At 32.7% G+C, this 18,259-nt stretch carries 18 protein-coding genes; 12 read left to right on the top strand and 6 right to left on the bottom strand.

The window, feature by feature from the left end; genetic code table 11:
* Positions 1–296 precede the first annotated feature (296 nt).
* The 4 genes from ACYSNW_RS11820 to ACYSNW_RS11805 all read left to right on the top strand — a co-directional run bounded on the left by ACYSNW_RS11820 (position 297) and on the right by ACYSNW_RS11805 (position 5,588).
* Positions 297–1,334, top strand: a complete 1,038-nt coding sequence (locus ACYSNW_RS11820; RefSeq protein WP_461744712.1) for a LacI family DNA-binding transcriptional regulator — start codon at positions 297–299, stop codon at positions 1,332–1,334.
* Positions 1,335–1,769: 435 nt separating this feature from the next.
* Positions 1,770–2,672, top strand: coding sequence for an ROK family protein (locus tag ACYSNW_RS11815; RefSeq protein ID WP_461744711.1), 903 nt, complete (start codon positions 1,770–1,772; stop codon positions 2,670–2,672).
* A 24-nt stretch (positions 2,673–2,696) separates the two neighbouring features.
* Positions 2,697–4,136, top strand: coding sequence for a glycoside hydrolase family 1 protein (locus ACYSNW_RS11810; protein ID WP_461744710.1), 1,440 nt, complete (start codon positions 2,697–2,699; stop codon positions 4,134–4,136).
* A gap of 123 nt (positions 4,137–4,259) precedes the next feature.
* On the top strand, positions 4,260–5,588 hold the full coding sequence (locus tag ACYSNW_RS11805) for a PTS sugar transporter subunit IIC (protein WP_461744709.1): 1,329 nt from the start codon (positions 4,260–4,262) through the stop codon (positions 5,586–5,588).
* A gap of 341 nt (positions 5,589–5,929) precedes the next feature.
* Here ACYSNW_RS11805 and ACYSNW_RS11800 read toward each other — a convergent pair whose 3' ends face one another.
* Positions 5,930–6,061: a hypothetical protein gene (locus ACYSNW_RS11800; protein WP_461744708.1), complete on the bottom strand. Its 132-nt coding sequence runs from the start codon at positions 6,059–6,061 to the stop codon at positions 5,930–5,932.
* On the opposite strand from ACYSNW_RS11800, the gene ACYSNW_RS11795 reads away from it, so the two are divergent.
* Entirely contained in the window at positions 6,057–6,149 is a 93-nt protein-coding gene (locus ACYSNW_RS11795; protein ID WP_461744890.1) for an IS3 family transposase, read from the top strand. The genes ACYSNW_RS11800 and ACYSNW_RS11795 overlap by 5 nt on opposite strands.
* 118 nt (positions 6,150–6,267) lie before the next feature.
* Here ACYSNW_RS11795 and ACYSNW_RS11790 read toward each other — a convergent pair whose 3' ends face one another.
* Positions 6,268–6,678, bottom strand: a complete 411-nt coding sequence (locus tag ACYSNW_RS11790; protein WP_461744707.1) for a YybH family protein — start codon at positions 6,676–6,678, stop codon at positions 6,268–6,270.
* Positions 6,679–7,236: 558 nt separating this feature from the next.
* Between ACYSNW_RS11790 and ACYSNW_RS11785 the strand changes: the two genes are divergently transcribed.
* The 3 genes from ACYSNW_RS11785 to ACYSNW_RS11775 all read left to right on the top strand — a co-directional run bounded on the left by ACYSNW_RS11785 (position 7,237) and on the right by ACYSNW_RS11775 (position 9,810).
* Positions 7,237–7,494 carry a hypothetical protein gene (locus ACYSNW_RS11785; protein ID WP_461744706.1) on the top strand — a complete coding sequence of 86 codons (258 nt, stop codon included), beginning with the start codon at positions 7,237–7,239 and terminating at the stop codon, positions 7,492–7,494.
* A 52-nt stretch (positions 7,495–7,546) separates the two neighbouring features.
* Positions 7,547–7,771, top strand: coding sequence for a type II toxin-antitoxin system death-on-curing family toxin (locus ACYSNW_RS11780; RefSeq protein WP_461744705.1), 225 nt, complete (start codon positions 7,547–7,549; stop codon positions 7,769–7,771).
* Between the two features lie 278 nt (positions 7,772–8,049).
* The gene (locus ACYSNW_RS11775) at positions 8,050–9,810 is read left to right on the top strand and encodes a DUF2075 domain-containing protein (RefSeq protein WP_461744704.1); all 1,761 of its coding nucleotides are present in this window, start codon (positions 8,050–8,052) and stop codon (positions 9,808–9,810) included.
* A 1,016-nt stretch (positions 9,811–10,826) separates the two neighbouring features.
* Here ACYSNW_RS11775 and ACYSNW_RS11770 read toward each other — a convergent pair.
* From ACYSNW_RS11770 to ACYSNW_RS11755, 4 genes are all read right to left on the bottom strand, one after another.
* Positions 10,827–10,928, bottom strand: coding sequence for a putative holin-like toxin (locus ACYSNW_RS11770; protein WP_461744703.1), 102 nt, complete (start codon positions 10,926–10,928; stop codon positions 10,827–10,829).
* A gap of 323 nt (positions 10,929–11,251) precedes the next feature.
* Entirely contained in the window at positions 11,252–11,353 is a 102-nt protein-coding gene (locus tag ACYSNW_RS11765) for a putative holin-like toxin (RefSeq protein ID WP_461744703.1), read from the bottom strand.
* 353 nt (positions 11,354–11,706) lie between these two features.
* Entirely contained in the window at positions 11,707–12,009 is a 303-nt protein-coding gene (locus ACYSNW_RS11760; RefSeq protein ID WP_461744702.1) for a hypothetical protein, read from the bottom strand.
* 509 nt (positions 12,010–12,518) lie between these two features.
* Complete coding sequence (locus ACYSNW_RS11755) at positions 12,519–14,867, bottom strand: ABC transporter ATP-binding protein/permease (protein WP_461744701.1); 2,349 nt, start codon at positions 14,865–14,867, stop codon at positions 12,519–12,521.
* A gap of 144 nt (positions 14,868–15,011) precedes the next feature.
* Here ACYSNW_RS11755 and ACYSNW_RS11750 point away from each other — a divergent pair, with 144 nt between their 5' ends.
* The 4 genes from ACYSNW_RS11750 to ACYSNW_RS11735 all read left to right on the top strand — a co-directional run bounded on the left by ACYSNW_RS11750 (position 15,012) and on the right by ACYSNW_RS11735 (position 18,257).
* Positions 15,012–15,692, top strand: coding sequence for a response regulator transcription factor (locus ACYSNW_RS11750; protein WP_461744700.1), 681 nt, complete (start codon positions 15,012–15,014; stop codon positions 15,690–15,692).
* A complete protein-coding gene (locus ACYSNW_RS11745; protein ID WP_461744699.1) occupies positions 15,682–16,731 on the top strand; it encodes an ATP-binding protein in 1,050 nt (349 codons plus the stop codon). Before ACYSNW_RS11750 ends, ACYSNW_RS11745 begins: the two co-directional genes overlap by 11 nt.
* A 33-nt stretch (positions 16,732–16,764) precedes the next feature.
* Positions 16,765–17,382 carry an NAD(P)H-binding protein gene (locus tag ACYSNW_RS11740; protein WP_461744698.1) on the top strand — a complete coding sequence of 206 codons (618 nt, stop codon included), beginning with the start codon at positions 16,765–16,767 and terminating at the stop codon, positions 17,380–17,382.
* Positions 17,383–17,528: 146 nt separating this feature from the next.
* Complete coding sequence (locus ACYSNW_RS11735; protein ID WP_461744697.1) at positions 17,529–18,257, top strand: DUF554 domain-containing protein; 729 nt, start codon at positions 17,529–17,531, stop codon at positions 18,255–18,257.
* Positions 18,258–18,259: the final 2 nt, after the last annotated feature.

Raw genomic sequence — 18,259 nt, 5'->3', positions numbered from 1 at the left:
ATCTTCTTTTTATGCTAAATTAGATAATATTATTTTTAAAACACTGCATTTCTTGAAATTTTTCTTTCTTGAAAAATATTTTTTATAATTATTGGTTCCTCTCTGATTAACTAATTCAAAGATCAGTCATATAGTTCACTTCAATAAATTATTTTTTCTATATCTAGAAATGTATGTCTAGTTTAGACTATCCTATCCATAGAAGTATGATAAAATTGAAGGTTGCTTGACTTCTAATTTTATATCAGGTACTCTACTTTAGAAAAGCAGAGAGTAATTGGTAGAGGAGGGATTTTATGAATAGTACTGAAATTGCTAAACTTGCGGGGGTCTCACGGAGTACGGTATCAAGAGTCGTTAATGGGTATTCCAATGTTCCAGAGAAAACTAGGAAAAAAGTATTGGAAATTATAAAAGAATACGATTATGTTCCGCATGCTTCCGCACGTATGCTTGCTGGAAGCAAAAACAAAATTATTGGATTATTTGTTATTGATTTTGTTCATGAAGAAAAAGGACTTAGAAATAGAATTACGAAAAGCCCCTATTATTTAGAATTTGTTAGTTCTGTGATAGAGGCTGCGAGTGAATCGGGTTATATAGTACTCGTTCATATCATTCATAATCCAGCTGGTTATGAAAAAATCAAAGAAGTTTTTTATAACAAAACTATTTCTGGTGGTATTTTTATTGGTCAAAATGATGGAGATGAATCGATTAAAAACATTATTGATCGAGGATATAAGGTTGTACTAGTAGACCAATCATTCAACGCAGAAGATCTAACTTATCAGAAATCAATCATTGTAAATGCAGATAATTATAATGGTTCATATCAAGCAACCAATTATCTTATAAGTAGGAATCACAAACGAATTGTGCATATTACTGGGGGCTTAGAAAAGTTTTCTTCAAAAGATCGAGTGAAAGGATACAAACAAGCGTTAATAGATGCTGGAATAGAAATTGATAATGAACTTATTATCGACAGTGAATTTGTTGAAGAAGCGGGATATGAAGCGACAAAGATGCTCTTTACTAAAAATATTCCTTTTACAGCAATTTTTGCTAGTAATGATAAAATTGCTTTTGGGGCAATCAAAGCAATCAAGGATGAAGGACTACGTGTACCGGAAGATATCTCAGTCATCGGTTTTGATGATATTGAAGCATCCAAGTATTTTAATCCACCACTTACTTCAATGAGGATGGAATTAGTTGAAATGGCAGATATTGCAACTAAGGCAATAATTGAATTTGTTGAAAAAGAAAGTCGTCAATCATTGCATGTTGTCCCAGTTAAATTAATGAAAAGAGAAAGTTGCAGCGAATGACAAAAAAGAATTCTTCTTCATTTTTGATGAAAACCTTCTCTTTTTTTTAAGAAAGTTCTTGCAATGTAACGGCTTTCAGTTTATACTTTTGTAAACACGCGTTCACAGAAGGGATTAAGTGAGTGAACAAATGTGAAATAGGAGAAGGAGGACTGCCTTGAGATTTAACAAGCAATAGCATGGTTATAATTTTTTAGCTTCATAAGTATCTGAACTGAAGTAAAGCAATAGAAAAGCTAGATGGATACGGCATCAAATAGTATGCTTCGTTTTAGTAATCAAAAATAAACGCGCGTTCACAAGCTTGGAATTTCTAAAAGATAGGCGAAATAATCGGGTATATGTCTTAAGGAAAGTAACGTGAATGATTTATTTTAAAAAAATAAACGCGCGTTTATGCCGTTTTTTAAATGAATAAAAAGTAAGGGGAGTATCATGGAGAAGGTTCTTTTGGGAATAGACATTGGCGGAACATTTATAAAGTATGCGCAATTTGATACAAATTATCAGATTATCAAAAAATGGAAAGTTCAGTCGATTAGGCACAATACAGCTGAAAAGTTTTATGATTATCTTTGTTCCAATATAAAAGAACTTGATAAAGTTGAAAAGATTGGCGTTAGTGCACCAGGATTAATTGATGCAGATTCTAATGTAAATTCTCTTGCAGCCCCTAACGTCGTTATTATGTATGGGACGAATATTAACGAAGAAATTGGAAAACGAACAAACAAACAAGTGATGTCTATTAATGATGCAAAATCAGCAGGTTTATGTGAGTTTAAATTAGGAAATGCACGGGGGATTAAATCATCCGCGTTTTTAATCATTGGAACAGGTGTCGGCGGTTGTTTATGTGACCAATTCGGAGTAGTAAACGGTACAGATGGATTTGCAGGTGAATTTCACCAGATTCCAATGATCAATCAAACAACTGGTAAACTCGAAAAAATGGGTGATCTTGCGTCAATCACTGGACTCTTAGAAATTTATAATGCCAAAAATGACCAGACAGCGAAAGTTCTATATGGAAAAGACGTTTGTCAAGAATACCTAGCAGGTAATACAATTGCAGAACAAGCTATTGATGAATGGATAGGAAATGTGGTGGCCATGTTGATTCTGATTACTGTTTTCTATAATCCAGAAGTGATTTGTCTTGGTGGGGGAATATCAGAGGAAGACTGGTTGATTGAAAAAGTGGATCAGTACTATCAAAAGTCATGTGCTGAATACCTTGAAAATGCGGCAATTACTACAAGAATTGATCGTTGTAAGTACAATAACGATGCGAACTTATTAGGCGCCATTATCAATACTGATATGAATAAAATCTAATGTATAAATGTAGGAGAAAACATAATGATATATAGTAAATTAGATCAATTTCCTTCGAATTTTTTATGGGGTTCTGCCTCAGCGGCTTATCAAGTGGAAGGGGCATATGATACGGATGGAAAAGGTCCGAGTATCTGGGATACGTATACTAGAATTCCTGGAACTACATTCAAAAATACGAATGGAGATGTAGCGGTTGATCATTACAACCAATACCAAACAGACGTTGCATTGATGGCTGAAATGGGTTTAAAGGCCTATCGATTCTCAATTGCTTGGACACGCATATATCCTAAGGGACGTGGAGAAATCAATGAAGCAGGACTTGCTTTTTATGAGCAATTAATTGATGCTCTGTTAGCTAATGGAATCGAACCGATAATCACGTTATATCACTGGGATTTACCGCAACATTTACAAGACTTATATGGCGGTTGGGAATCAAGAGAAGTGATTAAAGACTTCAATAACTATTGCATTACCTTATTTGAAAGATTTGGATCAAAAGTCAAGTATTGGGTATCGTTAAATGAGCAAAATATTTTTGTTAGCCTCGGATATTTAACAGGAATGCATCCGCCTGCAGTTAAAGATAGACAACGAATGTTGAATGCAAACCATATAGCGAGCTTAGCAAATGCAACAGTGATTCAGTCATTTAGAAAGTATGTGCCAAATGGGTCAATCGGGCCTAGCTTTGCTTATAGTCCAGCTTATCCATTTAGTTGTGCACCTGAAGATGTATTAGCCGCTGAAAATGCGGAAGATCTAAATAGTAATTGGTGGCTAGATATTTATTGTTCAGGGAGATATCCTAAGTTTGCGCTCAAGTATTATGAAAAAGAAGGAATCACATTGGCCACTGAACCAGGAGATTTTGAGTTGCTCAAAGCAGCTAAACCGGATTTTATCGGAATTAATTATTATCAAACAAGTACAATTCAAAGCAATGGTTTGGATGGTGTAGGTGAATCCAATAAAATGAATACAACTGGGAAAAAGGGATCAAGTAAAGAAAGTGGTATTCCTGGTGTCTATAAAAATGTAAGTAATACCTTTTTACAAACGACGAATTGGGATTGGACAATTGATCCTACTGGATTAAGAGTTGGGCTAAGACGACTGACTAGCCGATACGATTTACCGATTTTAATCACAGAAAATGGACTTGGGGAATTCGATAAACTTGAATCAGATAATACAATTAAGGATGATTATCGAATCGCCTACTTGAATGCACATATTAAAGCTTGTAAAGAAGCAATCACAGATGGTGTCGATTTATTGGGTTATTGTACATGGTCATTTACTGATTTATTAAGTTGGTTGAATGGGTACCAAAAGCGTTACGGCTTTGTCTATGTTGATCGAGATGAACAGGATGTAAAAGAATTAAAAAGAATTCGAAAAAATAGTTATTATTGGTATAAAGATATGATTGCGTCAAATGGGGAAACTATATAAATTTTGGTGTACTACCACGCAATTAACTATGGATAATAATTCGTTATTAAAAAAGTTGAAAGCGTCATCTCTTAGATATTATAGGGTAAAAAATAAAACAACGAATGAAAGAGAGTGAAAAAGATGGCTTTTAAAGGGAATTTTCAACATTTAATTGAACAAATATTGGTGCCAATCGCGTCCAAACTAAATAGCCAAAGACATGTGAGTGCGGTGAAAAATGCGTTTATTCTTTCCTTTCCATTAACGATGGCAGGTTCTCTAATGGTATTGATTAATAGTGTATTTCTTTCACCAGATGGCTTTATGTTTAAACTCTTGCAATTTGGTAAAATATTCCCAGGAATCGTTGAATTTCAAGCAATATTTGCGCCAGTTGTTAAGGGATCGGCAGATATATTTTCGATTCTTATTGTATTTTTAGTAGCAAGAAATTTGGCGAAAACACTAAATGGAGACGACTTGTTAACAGGTTTAACCGCTATTTCAGTTTACTTTATTATTTACCCTGACTATTTCAATAATGATGGTGTAAACTATATTACAATGCAATATACAGGTGCACAAGGATTATTTGTGGCAATTTTAGTTGGACTTTTAGTAGGTGAATTAATGTCTAAATTGTCAGAGTCTAAAAAGTTAGAAATCAAAATGCCAGAACAAGTGCCACCAGCCGTAGCACGATCATTCAAAGTTCTTATTCCCATCATTATTACTACGGTCTTTTTCTCAATAATTAATTATTTTATTCGCTTAGTTGCACCAGGAGGAATTCATGAATTGGTCTATAGCCTACTTCAAACACCTCTAACAAAAATGAGCCAAAGCTTGTTATCAGTTTTAGTTTTAGCAACTATCAGTCAATTGCTATGGTTTATGGGGATTCATGGACCAAACACGATTGCAGCAGTACGTGATACCATGTTTGCTGAAGCCGGAAATGCCAATCTTTTGCATTTTTCAGCGAACAATACAGCTTGGGGCGCTCCTTATCCGATTACTTATAGTGGATTATCTACAGCATTTACTGAATACGGAGGTTCAGGTTGTACTTTGGGCTTAATTATTGCGTTGTTGATTTTCTCTAAAAATAAAGAATCACGAAGCATTGCAAAACTTTCATTAGGTCCTGGTCTATTTAATATCAATGAAATGGTCATATTTGGCTTACCAATCGTTCTTAATCCAATTTATATGATTCCATTTATATTGACTCCAATTGTCAACATCTTGATTGGTTATATGGCAACAGTTGTGTTTAAAATCATTCCACCCGTCGTTCTCGGAATTCCTTGGACTACGCCGGGACCACTAATGCCATTTCTTGGAACAGGCGGAAATATCTTAGCGTTATTTATCGGGTTTGTCTGTCTTGCTGTTAGTGTATTGATTTATTCTCCATTTGTAATAGCAGCAAATAAAGCAAAAGTATTAGAAGAAGAAAACAATTAAAAAAAGAGTTAGATGAGTGAACAAATTTTTTCAAAACTTTACGTTTTCAGTAGAAGACTCAAAATAAAAGTGAAGAGTTACTCAACCCCAAAATAGTATAATAGAAGTCGCTTCTTTTATTTCTACTGAGCGCAATCCTTAGATAGGAAGACACACAGAAATTTCTTTAATAATTTTTGTGTGTCTTCTTTTGATTAAAAAATAAGTTTATCAAAAATGATTTGCGAAGTAATAGTGTACGAATTCTATTTTTGATAAATTTTTTGTAGATAGAGAAGTGAATGAGGAGGTTGGGACAAAAGTCATTAGCTCTGAGAAATAAGAAAAAATTTCCGAAAGAGCTACTTCTGCATCACTGTTTGTTTGGTTACAAACGATAAAACAAACGTGATGTTTCCTTTTGGCTCATCCACTTTATTTCTTAATAACTGAACAAACGGTGGTGTAAAAGCAACTGTTACAACATATATCATTTATTATAATCATCATCGAAATAAAGAAAAATTGACTGGCATGAATCCGGGTCAATACCGAATTCATACCAGCCAATCAGTTGGTTGATTTGCGTACAACTTTTGAGGTGTACCACATTTTGTTTCACACTCAATGACATGTTAGTTTTAGTATTTACAAAAACTAGAATTTTTTTTAAATTAATTTTATTCGATTAAAAAATTTTTTAATCTAGCAATGTTGTACCATAAGAATTATCAATTGAGCATACCCATTGATTTTCAATTTTTTTAAAAACATAAGTTGCTCTGCGATCCATTGAAAATTCAGATTTTTGGGTAATTTTCTCACTAGCTTCTAACATAGTTTGGGCAAGGACTAATGTTGTATCTCCAGCAATAAGATAAATCATTTTCCCTTCAATCGGTTTTATTGAATTATCAAAATAATGTGAAATTTTAATAAAGGCTTCTTTAACTTGTTCTTTTCCTTGAGCAACCATTCCAGGCTTAACCACAAGAATTGCATCATCACTATAATAATTCATTAATTCATTAAATCTTTCTTCATGAATTAAACGATCACATGTATCAATAATTGATTTAATTTCCTTTTCGACATTTTCATTGTCAATCATTTAGTATACCTCCAAAATTTTTCTCAATCATATCACAATTAAAATACATAGTCATTTCTATGGATTAAGATATATCCATAATGCATGCTTGAGTGATATTATTTTAACTCTCTTCAATTTAATAGATTATAATTAATTATACCTTGTTATGAATAGCGGGAAAAAATACCTGTATGATTTTATGATCAATCCAAGTGGTTTAAGAGTGAATCAGCGTATTCTCCGGAAAAATATGACTCCATTCGAAACGCTATTTTCGATTCTTTAGAAAAGTATTATTAAGAGAATCTTCCCGTTTTGGATGGAGCTGACGAACGTATAATTGATGTTTCGATAGAACAAGTGGCTTAAGTTTCTATGCTAAGTTACCACAAAAAGAGTGTGAGCAATGGTTTTCACTTTTTAAACAGGAAGCTACTAAAATGATGGGTTATCAAGTAGGTGAACCAGAGAAAGGCTTCGATTTTGTTTATTTTTAATAAAGATTTTTAAATAGTTTTATAAGAATAGTAAATAGAAAAAATGGCTTTAGTTGAAAAATAATAAGAGGAATGGGGAATGACAGAAATAAGTAGAAAATCTAGAAAAATACGTAAACAAGGGAATGCCTCTACTAATTCTTTTTCAAAAGAAGTGAGCCAAACACTGCCTTTGAATGAAGCTGATAAATTAGATTCTCTTATTCGAAAGGAACAAGTTTTATCAGAAAAAACATTAAAAATAAAAGTTGAACATGTTACAAAAACTTTTTATGAAGAGATTGACTATGTTATGAATCAGCATGACCGAATCTTCAAAAACTTGGTGGAAAGATAATTAAGTATTTAATGATAAAAGAAGTTATTACGATTAATTACGCATTAATCAAGTGTATATTTTATTTGAAAAATTAATCAAAAGTCACTGCTTTCATAATGCGAATGAACGAACAGCAGTTTTAGTATTACTTGTATTTTTCAAACGAAATAACTGGTTGCTGAAAGTAGAAGATAAAGAATTGGAAGATATAACTGTGGAAGTTGCTGTGAATGATGTTTTAAAAGAAAAACTAGTAGATTGGTTATTGAAAAATAGCATAAGATGTGAAGTATAATCAAGATTATAAATGTTCTTAAATAGATGTATTAATTAAAATGAATTCTTTAAATCATGTATTATTTTTATAAATATTGGATGATTTTTTTGAACTAATTATAGCTATTGAGTAGGTAAAAACTTCATATTTTTATTGATTAATTTATAACTATTTAAGTTAGGTAAATGAAAATAAGTATTTTAATAGAATAGTCTCCATAAAATTATATTCTGTTTTATGTAATAAATTGTTATAATAAAACTATATTTTTTAAGTTTTAAGGAGTGAGAAAAAATATGAAAAATATTCCTAATCCAATTATTCATGAAATAGACTATGATAAAAATAAGTTAGAAGAATTTAAAACAATTATTTCTACTGAAAAAGAAAACAAGCAAAAACTATTATTGAATTATCCAACTGTTTATATTGTTAATGATAAACAAAAAAATGAAAAATATTCTGTATACATTGGAGAATCCAATGATATCTATCAGAGAACAATACAGCATCTTAAAGATGATAGTCAAAAAAAGAGTGAATGGGAAAATTTATTAAATTCTACTTCATCTAAAATGTTTGTGATTGGGCATGAACATTTTAATAAATCGTTGACATTAGATATAGAGAATAAACTATTACAATATTTATCCAGTGTGGAAAGTGTACAAGAGGTTATCAATGCCCGAACTAATCCACAAAATGATTATTACACGGTTAATGAATTAGATACAATTTTTTCGAAAATATGGACTAGTTTGAGAAGGAAAAATAAAGACTTATTTCCAGTTGAAAGTGTTATAAAAGATTCGGCGATTTTTAAGGCATCTCCATTTCATAAATTAACCTACGAGCAAATTAATGCAAAAGATACTATTTTACTGAAAATAGTAGAAGCATTATCTAAAAATAAAGTCGGAGAGCTTATTTTAGTGAGTGGGGAAGCCGGATCAGGTAAAACCGTTCTAATGAGTAGTTTATTTTATGAATTGAATCAGTTAAAAGGTGAAAAACTTATCAGTAAAGATTTAACTAGTTTTTTATTAGTCAATCATGAACAGCAATTAAAAGTATATGAACAAATTGCTCAGAAATTAGGAATATTGACGAATAAAAAGAGAGATAAAGTTAACGTAAGTAAACCAACCACATTTATTAATAATCATTCAATAGAGGAACCTGTCGATGTTGTCATTGTAGATGAAGCTCATTTGTTATGGACACAAGGAAAACAATCTTATCAAGGTAAAAATCAATTAAAAGATTTACTTGAACGTGCAAGAGTTGTGGTAGCTGTTTTTGATCCAAATCAAGTATTGAGTACAGAACAATATTGGGAAGAAGAAGAATTTTTGGAACTACAGCATCAAGCAAATCTAAATAATAATCTTATTCAACTTTCTAATCAAATGAGAATAAATGCTAATGAAGATACGGTGCAATGGATTCGCAATTTAATTGATTATCAAATAGTTAATCCAATACCAAAAGATAAAAATTATGATCTACGAATATTTGATGACCCAGATAAAATGTATCAAATGATTAAGCAAAGAGCCAAAAATAATGATTGCGGGATTTCTAGAATGATTGCTACTTTTGATTGGGAGTATGTCAATAATAAAAAGCCAGAAGTTGGTGATCATTGGCTAGTGACTATCGATGATTGGTCATTGCCTTGGAATTTACAACTTACGCAATCTAAAGAGCAAAAAAAGAAAAATAGAAATTTATCTTGGGCAGAACAAGAGCAAACTATTAATGAAGTAGGCTCAACCTTTACTATTCAAGGATTCGATCTAAATTATGCAGGGGTAATCATTGGTCCTTCTGTCAAGTATAGAAACAATCAAATTGTATTTGATAGAGAGGGAAGTAAAAATAGAAAAGCGACCCAAAGAAGAAAATTAAAAGACAATACGAAAGAATATATTTCTGATACGTTGTTGAAAAATGAATTAAATGTACTTCTGACCCGTGGGGTGAATGGGTTATATATTTACGCGGTTGATAAAGAACTAAGAAAGGCTTTAAAAAAAGCTAGTATTACCAATTAAGCAATTACTAACACACCAAAGAAAAAGAAAAAACGGTAGAGTTTGCAGCCTCTACCGTTGAAATGACGACTAAAACCATAAGAATCTTTATCAAATTGAAAGAAATTTCAAAAACTGTCTAGAAATTCTTACAAAAATTAGGTACAATAAAGAAGCTAGTGCTATGGCATTAGTAATCAGGCAACTTGGATAGATGGAATACGCTGTCTATTCGGGGCTTCATTTGCTAGGTGGTGCTAGTGAATGAAGTGCCTATTTATTTTTTTCTAGAATGTTTGCTCAGATAAAATAAAACTTTACCTTTCATCAATACAATCAATTTCTTTTTCTCGGTGCTTCTAGGATGAAAAAACAAAAAACGAGTACAGCTTTCTGCACTCGTTCACACAATGGGTAGGCTAAAAACGTTCTTTTTTCTTATTTTGTGCTGGAAAGGAAATGAGAATTGACGTGCACAAAAAGAAACTAGTTTAGAGACATACCTATTGGCAAGTGATTAAGCAGAATACGCAGTTTAATCAAGACTTTATCCGTTGGTTGGTGGCCAAACGGGAAAGCGCCAATGATTTATTTACTTGTCAAAAGAAGCAGATTCTTAATTACTTGAGAATGAAAGGAGGATCTGCTCTTTTGTTTGTTATTTCTATCCTATAGCTATAAGTATACATAATTTTCGAACGATTAACAACAAAAAAACGACAATTAATCATTAAATAACAACAAAAAGTCTCTCCTTATATATAAGGAAAAATAACAAAAAATTTAATTGAGATGTATGGAAAAGAGATATAATTTCTTTTATTTAAGCGCATATTTTTTTCAAAATGAGACCTAAATGAAGTGGAATTTCTTTGAATTCATTTTTGCTTAGTAGTTTTTCAATGAAAAAAATGGTATACTATAAACGAAAAGAGAGATATGCGCAAACATACCTCTCTTTATGTAGAACCGTTTAAGACGGTGGCTTTGATTATTTTAATTAAAAAATAACCGTTATCCTGCCAAAGATAAGACGGTTATTTTTTGTCGTTTTTAAGCAAATCAACAATCAATTTGATTAAAGCGATGGTAAATAGACCAAAACTAATAATCAATTGAATCGTTTCTACTGCTGACAAAAGGCTTCTCCTCTCCTAGATTTAGTACATAAACACATATGCACCACCACCTTTCGGAAGTCGCCACCGCCATAACTTTTCTACTCGTTGAGTATAGCATAATAAAAAATTAGAATGTGCTAATTGTCTTGTTTAAAAGCATATTTGTAATTAATTTATTCCAAATGCTGTTTATCTAGTAGTTTTTCTCTGAAAAAGATGATATACTAAAAATGCAAAGAGAGCTATGCGTGAACATATCTCTCTTTGGTAGAACCGTTTAAGACGGTGGCTTTGATTATTTTAGTTAAAAAATAACCGTTATCTCGCCAAAGATAGGACGGTTATTTTTTGTCGTTTTTAAGCAAATCAACAATCAATTTGATTAAAGCGATGGTAAATAGACCAAAACTAATAATCAATTGGATCGTTTCTACTGCTGACAAAAGGCTTCTCCTTTCTTAGATTTAGTACATAAACACATATGCACCACCTCCTAAAAGATAGCCACCGCCATAACTTTTCTACTCGTTGAGTATAGCATAACAAGAAATGAGAATGTGCTAATTGTCTATTTTAAACCCATATTTGTAATTAATTTCTTTCAAATGCTGTTTGTTTAGTATTTTTTCTCTGAAAAAGATGGTATACTAAAAAAGAAAAGAGGGCTATGCGCAAACATACCTCTCTTTATGTAGAACCGTTTAAGACGGTGGCTATGATTATTTTAGTTAAAAAATAACCGTTATCGTGCCAAAGATAAGACGGTTATTTTTTTTGCTTTATTATTAAAAGAACGTTATCCAACTGCAATTGGTTGATATTCTTTTAAAGGGATAAAATTTAAAATATGTAAGTTTTTAAAGAAATTAATCGGTAACTGAGAGAAATTTTTAATTAAAGTACCTAATTTTTGTTTGCTGGATTCAACGGTATATTCATTTAATGTATAACCGTATTCGCCAGTTTCTTCAGCTTCGGTCATTTTTTTAAAAGTTGAGAGTGCCTTTTTTTTGTTTTTAGTGACATGAACAATTTCAAACTCTAGGTAGAAGCCGTCAACATTCATTGTCTTTTCTACAAAGTATAATTTTTTTTTCATTTCATAACCTTCTTTTTTTTGTTTGATTTAAGGATTCAAAGCAGAATATAGGTATCATTGATTCTTTTAGATCACTTGTTTTGGGGAAGGAATAGCAACGAAAACAGTCTATTTCTTTGAGGATGTTGCTAAACTTAATGTGAATCAAACTCTGACTCCGTCGTTATTGATTTTCAACGATTAGGGAGATTAATAAATATTCGAAAAAGTAATCAGTGACATCCAAGATGATTCCTCCTTGCTAGATGTGAGTAAGTACAAAAGAGTAATTTTGTATTTTATTTTTTGTTAGTAATGGATGAATCGTGTTTTTCTCTATTTGCTATAATCAATTTTACACAAGAACTGATTAGAAAAAATCAGACAAAAGTCGTATCTTTAATTAAGTTTGTTTTAATTTTTTTTTGATGCTATCGCAAGTCTAGAGAGTAGTTGATAAGTAACCCCAAATACGTACATGATGCTACGTATTTGGGGAATATAAGATTTTGATTGATATGAAGTTATTTTTATTCTGCTCTTAATGCAATCGCCGCATCTTTTTTAGCTGCCATACGTGCTGGAATATGTCCACCTAGCATCGTTAAAACGGTACTGACGATAATTAAGATGATCGCATGAATTGGATTTAATTGTGCAACATTTTTAAGGTCCGTCATCGAATAAAGAACAGCATTAATTGGGAACGTTGCTAGCCAAGCAATGACAACCCCTAAGGTACCAGAGGAAATCCCTAAGATACAGGTTTCTGCATCGAATACGCGTGTGATATCTTTTTTACGTGCACCTAATGCTTTTAAGACGCCAATTTCTTTTGTTCGTTCAATAACAGAAGTATAGGTGATGATACTGATCATGATCATACTCGTAACTAATGAAATACCAGCAAAGGCAATTAGAACATACGTAATAGCATCCATTAATCCACCTGTAAGTTCAGTCATTGTACCTGCTAAATCTTGATAAATAATCTTATCTTCTTTAGATTTTCCTTTATTCCAAGCGTCCAAATAGTTCAAGATTTCTTCTTTATCTTTAAAATTATTTGGATAGATCATGATACTTGAAGGAATGCTTGATCCACCTAAATAAGAAAGCAAGTTTTCTTTCGCTGTAGCATCAACTGGTTGATTGGTCATTACATTGATATCACTATCCTTTTGTGCGACAACAATTTTTGACTTTTCGTTTTCGGAAACGATTTTAGTTGTTAATTCATCACTATAAGCGATCCCTGGTGCTAATAAATTCATAGTAGAAGAAGATTTAATACGTAAAATCCCAGAGATCTTAATCTCTTGATTTCCTTCTGCATTATAAACAGCAGCGTAATCTGTATTTGGAATAAAGTTTCCTGTTGGTAATTCAGTATAATAGTTATCGTTTTTGATTAATTTGATTGTGGTTCCAACAATTGAAGAGAAATCGATTTTTTCGTTTTCTTTTACATCAAAACCAAGGTTTTTAAGCGCATTGATATTGGTTGTATTTTTGTCATCAACAATTAAAACAACGTCATTGGCAGATTTAGGATATTCTCCAGATAATAATGAATAATTATCTTTTAAGAAATTTTCGCCGTCTTCTTTTAGTTGTGTTGGGAATGAAGAAACACCAACTCCTGTCATTGCAGACATTGCGGAAGCCATCGAGCCAGAAGCGTTATCTGGTGCAGCATTTGAAAATTGAACGGGTTCTACTTTTCCATCAGTTTCACGAAGTAAATTCATACCAACCGTACGTGAAAAGCCGATATTATTACTTAGTGCAGGATTAATTTTTTTGACATAATCCACATAGCTTTGATCGATCTTATTGGTATGTTGCGCGCGATCCTGTTCGCTGATTTTCGCGGTAACTGTTTTTGTGTCTGGAAAATCTCCTTTTGAATCTTCACCTTCACGCGTAGTATTTTGATCAGGTGCGAGTTCAGTTGCTACTTTTGAGATTGTAATTGGGAATTTGGACATTGTTTCTGATTGTGTTTTGTCGATTTGCTTTTGGAAACCACTAGATAATGCTAAAACAATTGCAATACTAATAATCCCGATACTTGAAGCAAATGAAGTCAAAAAGGTTCTGCCTTTTTTTGTTCGAATGTTATTGAATGACAATTTTAAAGCTGTTATAAATTTCATCCGAGTATGTGTCAGATTAAATTGATCATCTTTTGGTCGTTCGATATGTGGTTTTGAATCGTGCTGAATTTTACCATCCGCAAATTCGATAATTCGACTCGCATATTCATGTGCTAATTCTGGATTATGTGTGACCATTACGACTAATTTTTCTTTAGATAGTTCTTCGATTAGTTGCATAATTTGTACACTTGTCTCTGTATCCAAGGCACCAGTTGGTTCGTCACAGAGTAGAATTTCTGGATCATTTGCTAAGGCACGAGCGATTGCTACACGTTGCATTTGCCCACCAGAAAGTTGATTAGGTTTTTTATGCATATGTTCTTTTAAGCCAACTCGCGTTAAAGCTTCTTCAGCTTTTCTACGTTTTTCTTCTTTTGGAACGCCACTCAAAGTCATACCTAATTCAACGTTATCGATGATTCCTAAGTGTCCAATTAAATTGTAGCTTTGAAAAACAAATCCGACTGAATTATTTCGATAGGCATCCCAATCAGAATCTTTAAATTTTTTCGTCGATTTTCCATTGATAATCATATCACCAGAATCATACGTATCTAGCCCGCCGATTACATTTAAAAGGGTTGTTTTACCTGAACCACTAGGTCCCAATATCGCAACGAATTCCTGCTTTCTAAAGGCGACAGAAACGCCATCTAAGGCTTTAGTCGTTGACTCGCCCACTTGATAATACTTCTTTATTTCTTTTAATTCTAACATGTCATAAAGCCTTCTTTCCCGGTTGATTAGTAAAATACTCCTCTTTAATACAGGGATAAGCCTATCACTCGATTGTTAACTCAATATGAACTATTTCATGTTCTGTTCATAAAGTCGTGTTAAAATAATTTTGGAGGGATTAAGATGAATACAATTTTAGTGATTGAAGATGATCAAAATTTACTTAGACTTTATACATCTGTACTAGAAAAAGCCCATTTTACTGTAATCGGTGCGCTGAATGGAGAGGAAGCATTAGATATTCTTTATAGTAAACAAGTGGCATTGATTATCACTGATATTATGATGCCGGTGATGGATGGGTATCAACTTTCCGACCTCGTTCGTCAATCTGGCGATAAAACACCCATTTTAATGATTACGGCGAAAGATTCATTTGAAGATAAGAAGAAGGGCTTTCGGATTGGTGTTGATGATTATATGGTCAAACCAATCGATGTGAATGAAATGGTATTACGTGTGGAAGCGTTGTTAAGAAGAGCCAAGATTATATATGCCCAAAAATTAACCATTGGAAAGACTGTTTTGGATCAAGAAGAACAAACGGTAGTCCAGGGTGAAGAGACATTAGAATTGCCTCAAAAAGAATTTCAATTACTTTATAAATTATTAGCCTATCCGAATAAAATTTTTACTCGGCAACAATTGATGGACGCTATTTGGGGCTTGGAATCTGATACAGAAGAGCGAACGATTGATGTCCATATTAAGCGTTTGCGAACTCGTTTTGAAGAAAATAACGATTTTCAATTAGTTACGGTTCGTGGATTAGGCTACAAGGCGGTTATTATCGATGAATCATAAAATGCGTTCTAAATTATGGATTTATTTAGCTAGTATGATTTTCTTTTTAGTATTACTTTCTTTCATCGCTTTTTTGCTTGTGATTTTTTTGATTGTCTACTTGAATATTTGGGATCAAAAAGAAAATTTTTTATTTGTATTGATTTTTATGACGTTGTTTAGCGTGGTCATCAGTACCGGCGTTTCTGCCTTAGTGGGGCGCAAAATTTTAGAACCAATTACGGAATTACGCAAAGGAATGAATAAAGTGGCTAAAGGGGATCTTTCTGTTCAAATGGATGAAGGGCCAAGAGTCGATGAAGTGAAGGAACTTTTTGAAGATTTTAATATTATGGTGAAGGAATTAGGCAGTATTGAAACATTTAGAAATGATTTTGTCTCTAGTGTTTCTCATGAGTTTAAAACACCGATTGCGATTATTCGTGGTTATGTGCAGTTATTACAAACTGCAGATTTATCTGAAACGGAAAAAACAGAATTCTATCAGCGTATTTTGGAAGGAACACAACAATTGTCTACATTGACAGATAATGTGTTACAGTTAACGAAACTTGAAAACCAAACGATGGATATGGAGAAAAAATTCTTTCGCATCGATGAGCAAATCAGAGAAGTGATTCTTTTTTTACAACCAAAATGGGAAAAAGCAGAATTAGATTTAGATATTGATTTAGTAACCGTTGATTATTTCGGTAAAGAAGAGTTGCTTTATCAGGTTTGGTTAAATATATTTGATAATGCGATTAAATATAGTACAGTTGGTGGAACAATCACCGTTTCGCTGAAGGAAAGTTCACAAAATATTACAATTGAAATTGTTGATCAAGGAATTGGTTTGGAGACAGAAGAAGTGGAGCGAGTCTTTGATAAATTTTATCAAGCAGATACAAGTCGTAAAACACAAGGGAATGGCTTAGGGCTTTCTCTTTGTCAAAAAATTATCGATCTTCATCAAGGAACGATTAGAGTGAACAGTAAAAAAAATGTAGGAACGGTGGTTGTGATTCAATTACCAATTTCTGAACAGTACAGTCATTGATACAGTCAAAAAGCAATGTGAGGAGGGCGTAACTTGAGTCGAATTATTGTTTTTGGCGGTAGTGGTTTTGTGGGACAAGCGCTTTTAAAGGCAGCGTTAGTTGAACAGTTTCAAGTGGTAAGTATTTCGCGAAGTGGGAAACCAATATCCAATGAGCCATGGATGGATCAAGTAGAATGGCTTTCAGCTGATGTATTTGATCCAAAAAAGTGGGCAGAAGTTATTCAGCCAAAGGATTATGTCATTGATTCAATTGGTATTTTATTCGAGAAAAAAGCACAGGGAATCACGTATGAAAAATTTCATTATCAAGCGGCTAAACTGATTTCAGAAGTTGCTGCGAAAAATAAGGCTCGTGGGCTGGTTTATATTTCGGCGGCAATTGGCCTACCATTTTTTAGTGGCTATTTGACACAAAAAATCAGAGCAGAAAAAATCGTACGTAAAAATTTTCCATCGGCTTTGATTGTTAAACCGAATTTCATGTATGGTGAACAGAGAAAAGGGACCGCAGCTATCGCTAAGTTGATTCGTTTAATGAAAAAAATTCCTTTGATTAATTATTTTTTTAGAGAGTTACAACCTGAAAAAGTTGATACAGTGGCAAATGAAATCATTCATTTATTGCTTGAAAATAAAGATACAAAATAATAAACCGTGTAATTTTATAAAAAAACGTTATTCTTTCAAGTGGCTAATTTATTTATTCCTCAAAAAAGTCATTGTCAGTCTTATTTTTTCCTGATAAAATTTTAAAAGTATGGACTTGAAATTTGTTAGGAAAGAAGGAAATAGGGATGTCCATCGGTATTATTATCAATACATGTTCTATTTTATTTGGCGGAGTGATTGGTGGTCTTTTAGGGCATCGATTATCAGATCGAATAAAGAAAGAAATCACGTTAATTTTTGGGGTTTGTTCAATGGGGATGGGAATTAGTGCGATTGGGTTGATGAAAAATATGCCAGCTGTGATATTGTCCATTGTCTTGGGAACCATTTTCGGCTTGCTCTTTCATTTTGGAGAAAAAATCGAATACGGCGCTTCAATGATGCAAAAGCTAATAGACCCATTCGTTAAGTCCAAACAATCGGATTTATCGAATGAAGAATTTAGTGCCCAGTTAGTTACAATCATTGTTTTATTTTGCGCGAGTGGTACTGGAATCTATGGTAGTTTAGATGCTGGAATGACGGGGGATAGCACGATTTTAATTTCAAAATCGATTTTGGATTTTTTTACAGCGGCTATTTTTGCTTGTAACTTAGGGTATGTTGTATCGGTGATTGCAATCCCGCAATTTCTGATTTTTTCGTTACTTTTTTTATTGGCAAAAGTCATTTTTCCTCACACAACCCCTGAAGTGATTGCGGACTTCAAAGCTTGCGGCGGTTTTTTGATGTTAGCGACTGGTTTTCGCATGATTAAAGTAAAAATGTTTCCTACACCAGACATGATTCCAGCAATGATTCTTGTGATGCCATTTAGTTTTATTTGGATCAATTGGATCATTCCGTTGCTATAAAG

This window comes from Enterococcus sp. LJL99 (genome assembly GCF_054871725.1).
This window is presented reverse-complemented; position numbering and strand designations above follow the sequence as displayed.

Excerpts from the sequence above, each read along its gene's own strand:
- ACYSNW_RS11790 (WP_461744707.1), bottom strand. The coding sequence starts at position 6,678 with ATGATTGACAATGAAAATGTCGAAAAGGAAATTAAATCAATTATTGAT.
- ACYSNW_RS11755 (WP_461744701.1), bottom strand. The coding sequence starts at position 14,867 with ATGTTAGAATTAAAAGAAATAAAGAAGTATTATCAAGTGGGCGAGTCA.
- ACYSNW_RS11760 (WP_461744702.1), bottom strand. The coding sequence starts at position 12,009 with ATGAAAAAAAAATTATACTTTGTAGAAAAGACAATGAATGTTGACGGC.
- ACYSNW_RS11785 (WP_461744706.1), top strand. The coding sequence starts at position 7,237 with ATGACAGAAATAAGTAGAAAATCTAGAAAAATACGTAAACAAGGGAAT.
- ACYSNW_RS11745 (WP_461744699.1), top strand. The coding sequence starts at position 15,682 with ATGAATCATAAAATGCGTTCTAAATTATGGATTTATTTAGCTAGTATG.
- ACYSNW_RS11805 (WP_461744709.1), top strand. The coding sequence starts at position 4,260 with ATGGCTTTTAAAGGGAATTTTCAACATTTAATTGAACAAATATTGGTG.
- ACYSNW_RS11735 (WP_461744697.1), top strand. The coding sequence starts at position 17,529 with ATGTCCATCGGTATTATTATCAATACATGTTCTATTTTATTTGGCGGA.
- ACYSNW_RS11815 (WP_461744711.1), top strand. The coding sequence starts at position 1,770 with ATGGAGAAGGTTCTTTTGGGAATAGACATTGGCGGAACATTTATAAAG.
- ACYSNW_RS11750 (WP_461744700.1), top strand. The coding sequence starts at position 15,012 with ATGAATACAATTTTAGTGATTGAAGATGATCAAAATTTACTTAGACTT.
- ACYSNW_RS11820 (WP_461744712.1), top strand. The coding sequence starts at position 297 with ATGAATAGTACTGAAATTGCTAAACTTGCGGGGGTCTCACGGAGTACG.
- ACYSNW_RS11810 (WP_461744710.1), top strand. The coding sequence starts at position 2,697 with ATGATATATAGTAAATTAGATCAATTTCCTTCGAATTTTTTATGGGGT.
- ACYSNW_RS11800 (WP_461744708.1), bottom strand. The coding sequence starts at position 6,061 with ATGATATATGTTGTAACAGTTGCTTTTACACCACCGTTTGTTCAGTTA.
- ACYSNW_RS11775 (WP_461744704.1), top strand. The coding sequence starts at position 8,050 with ATGAAAAATATTCCTAATCCAATTATTCATGAAATAGACTATGATAAA.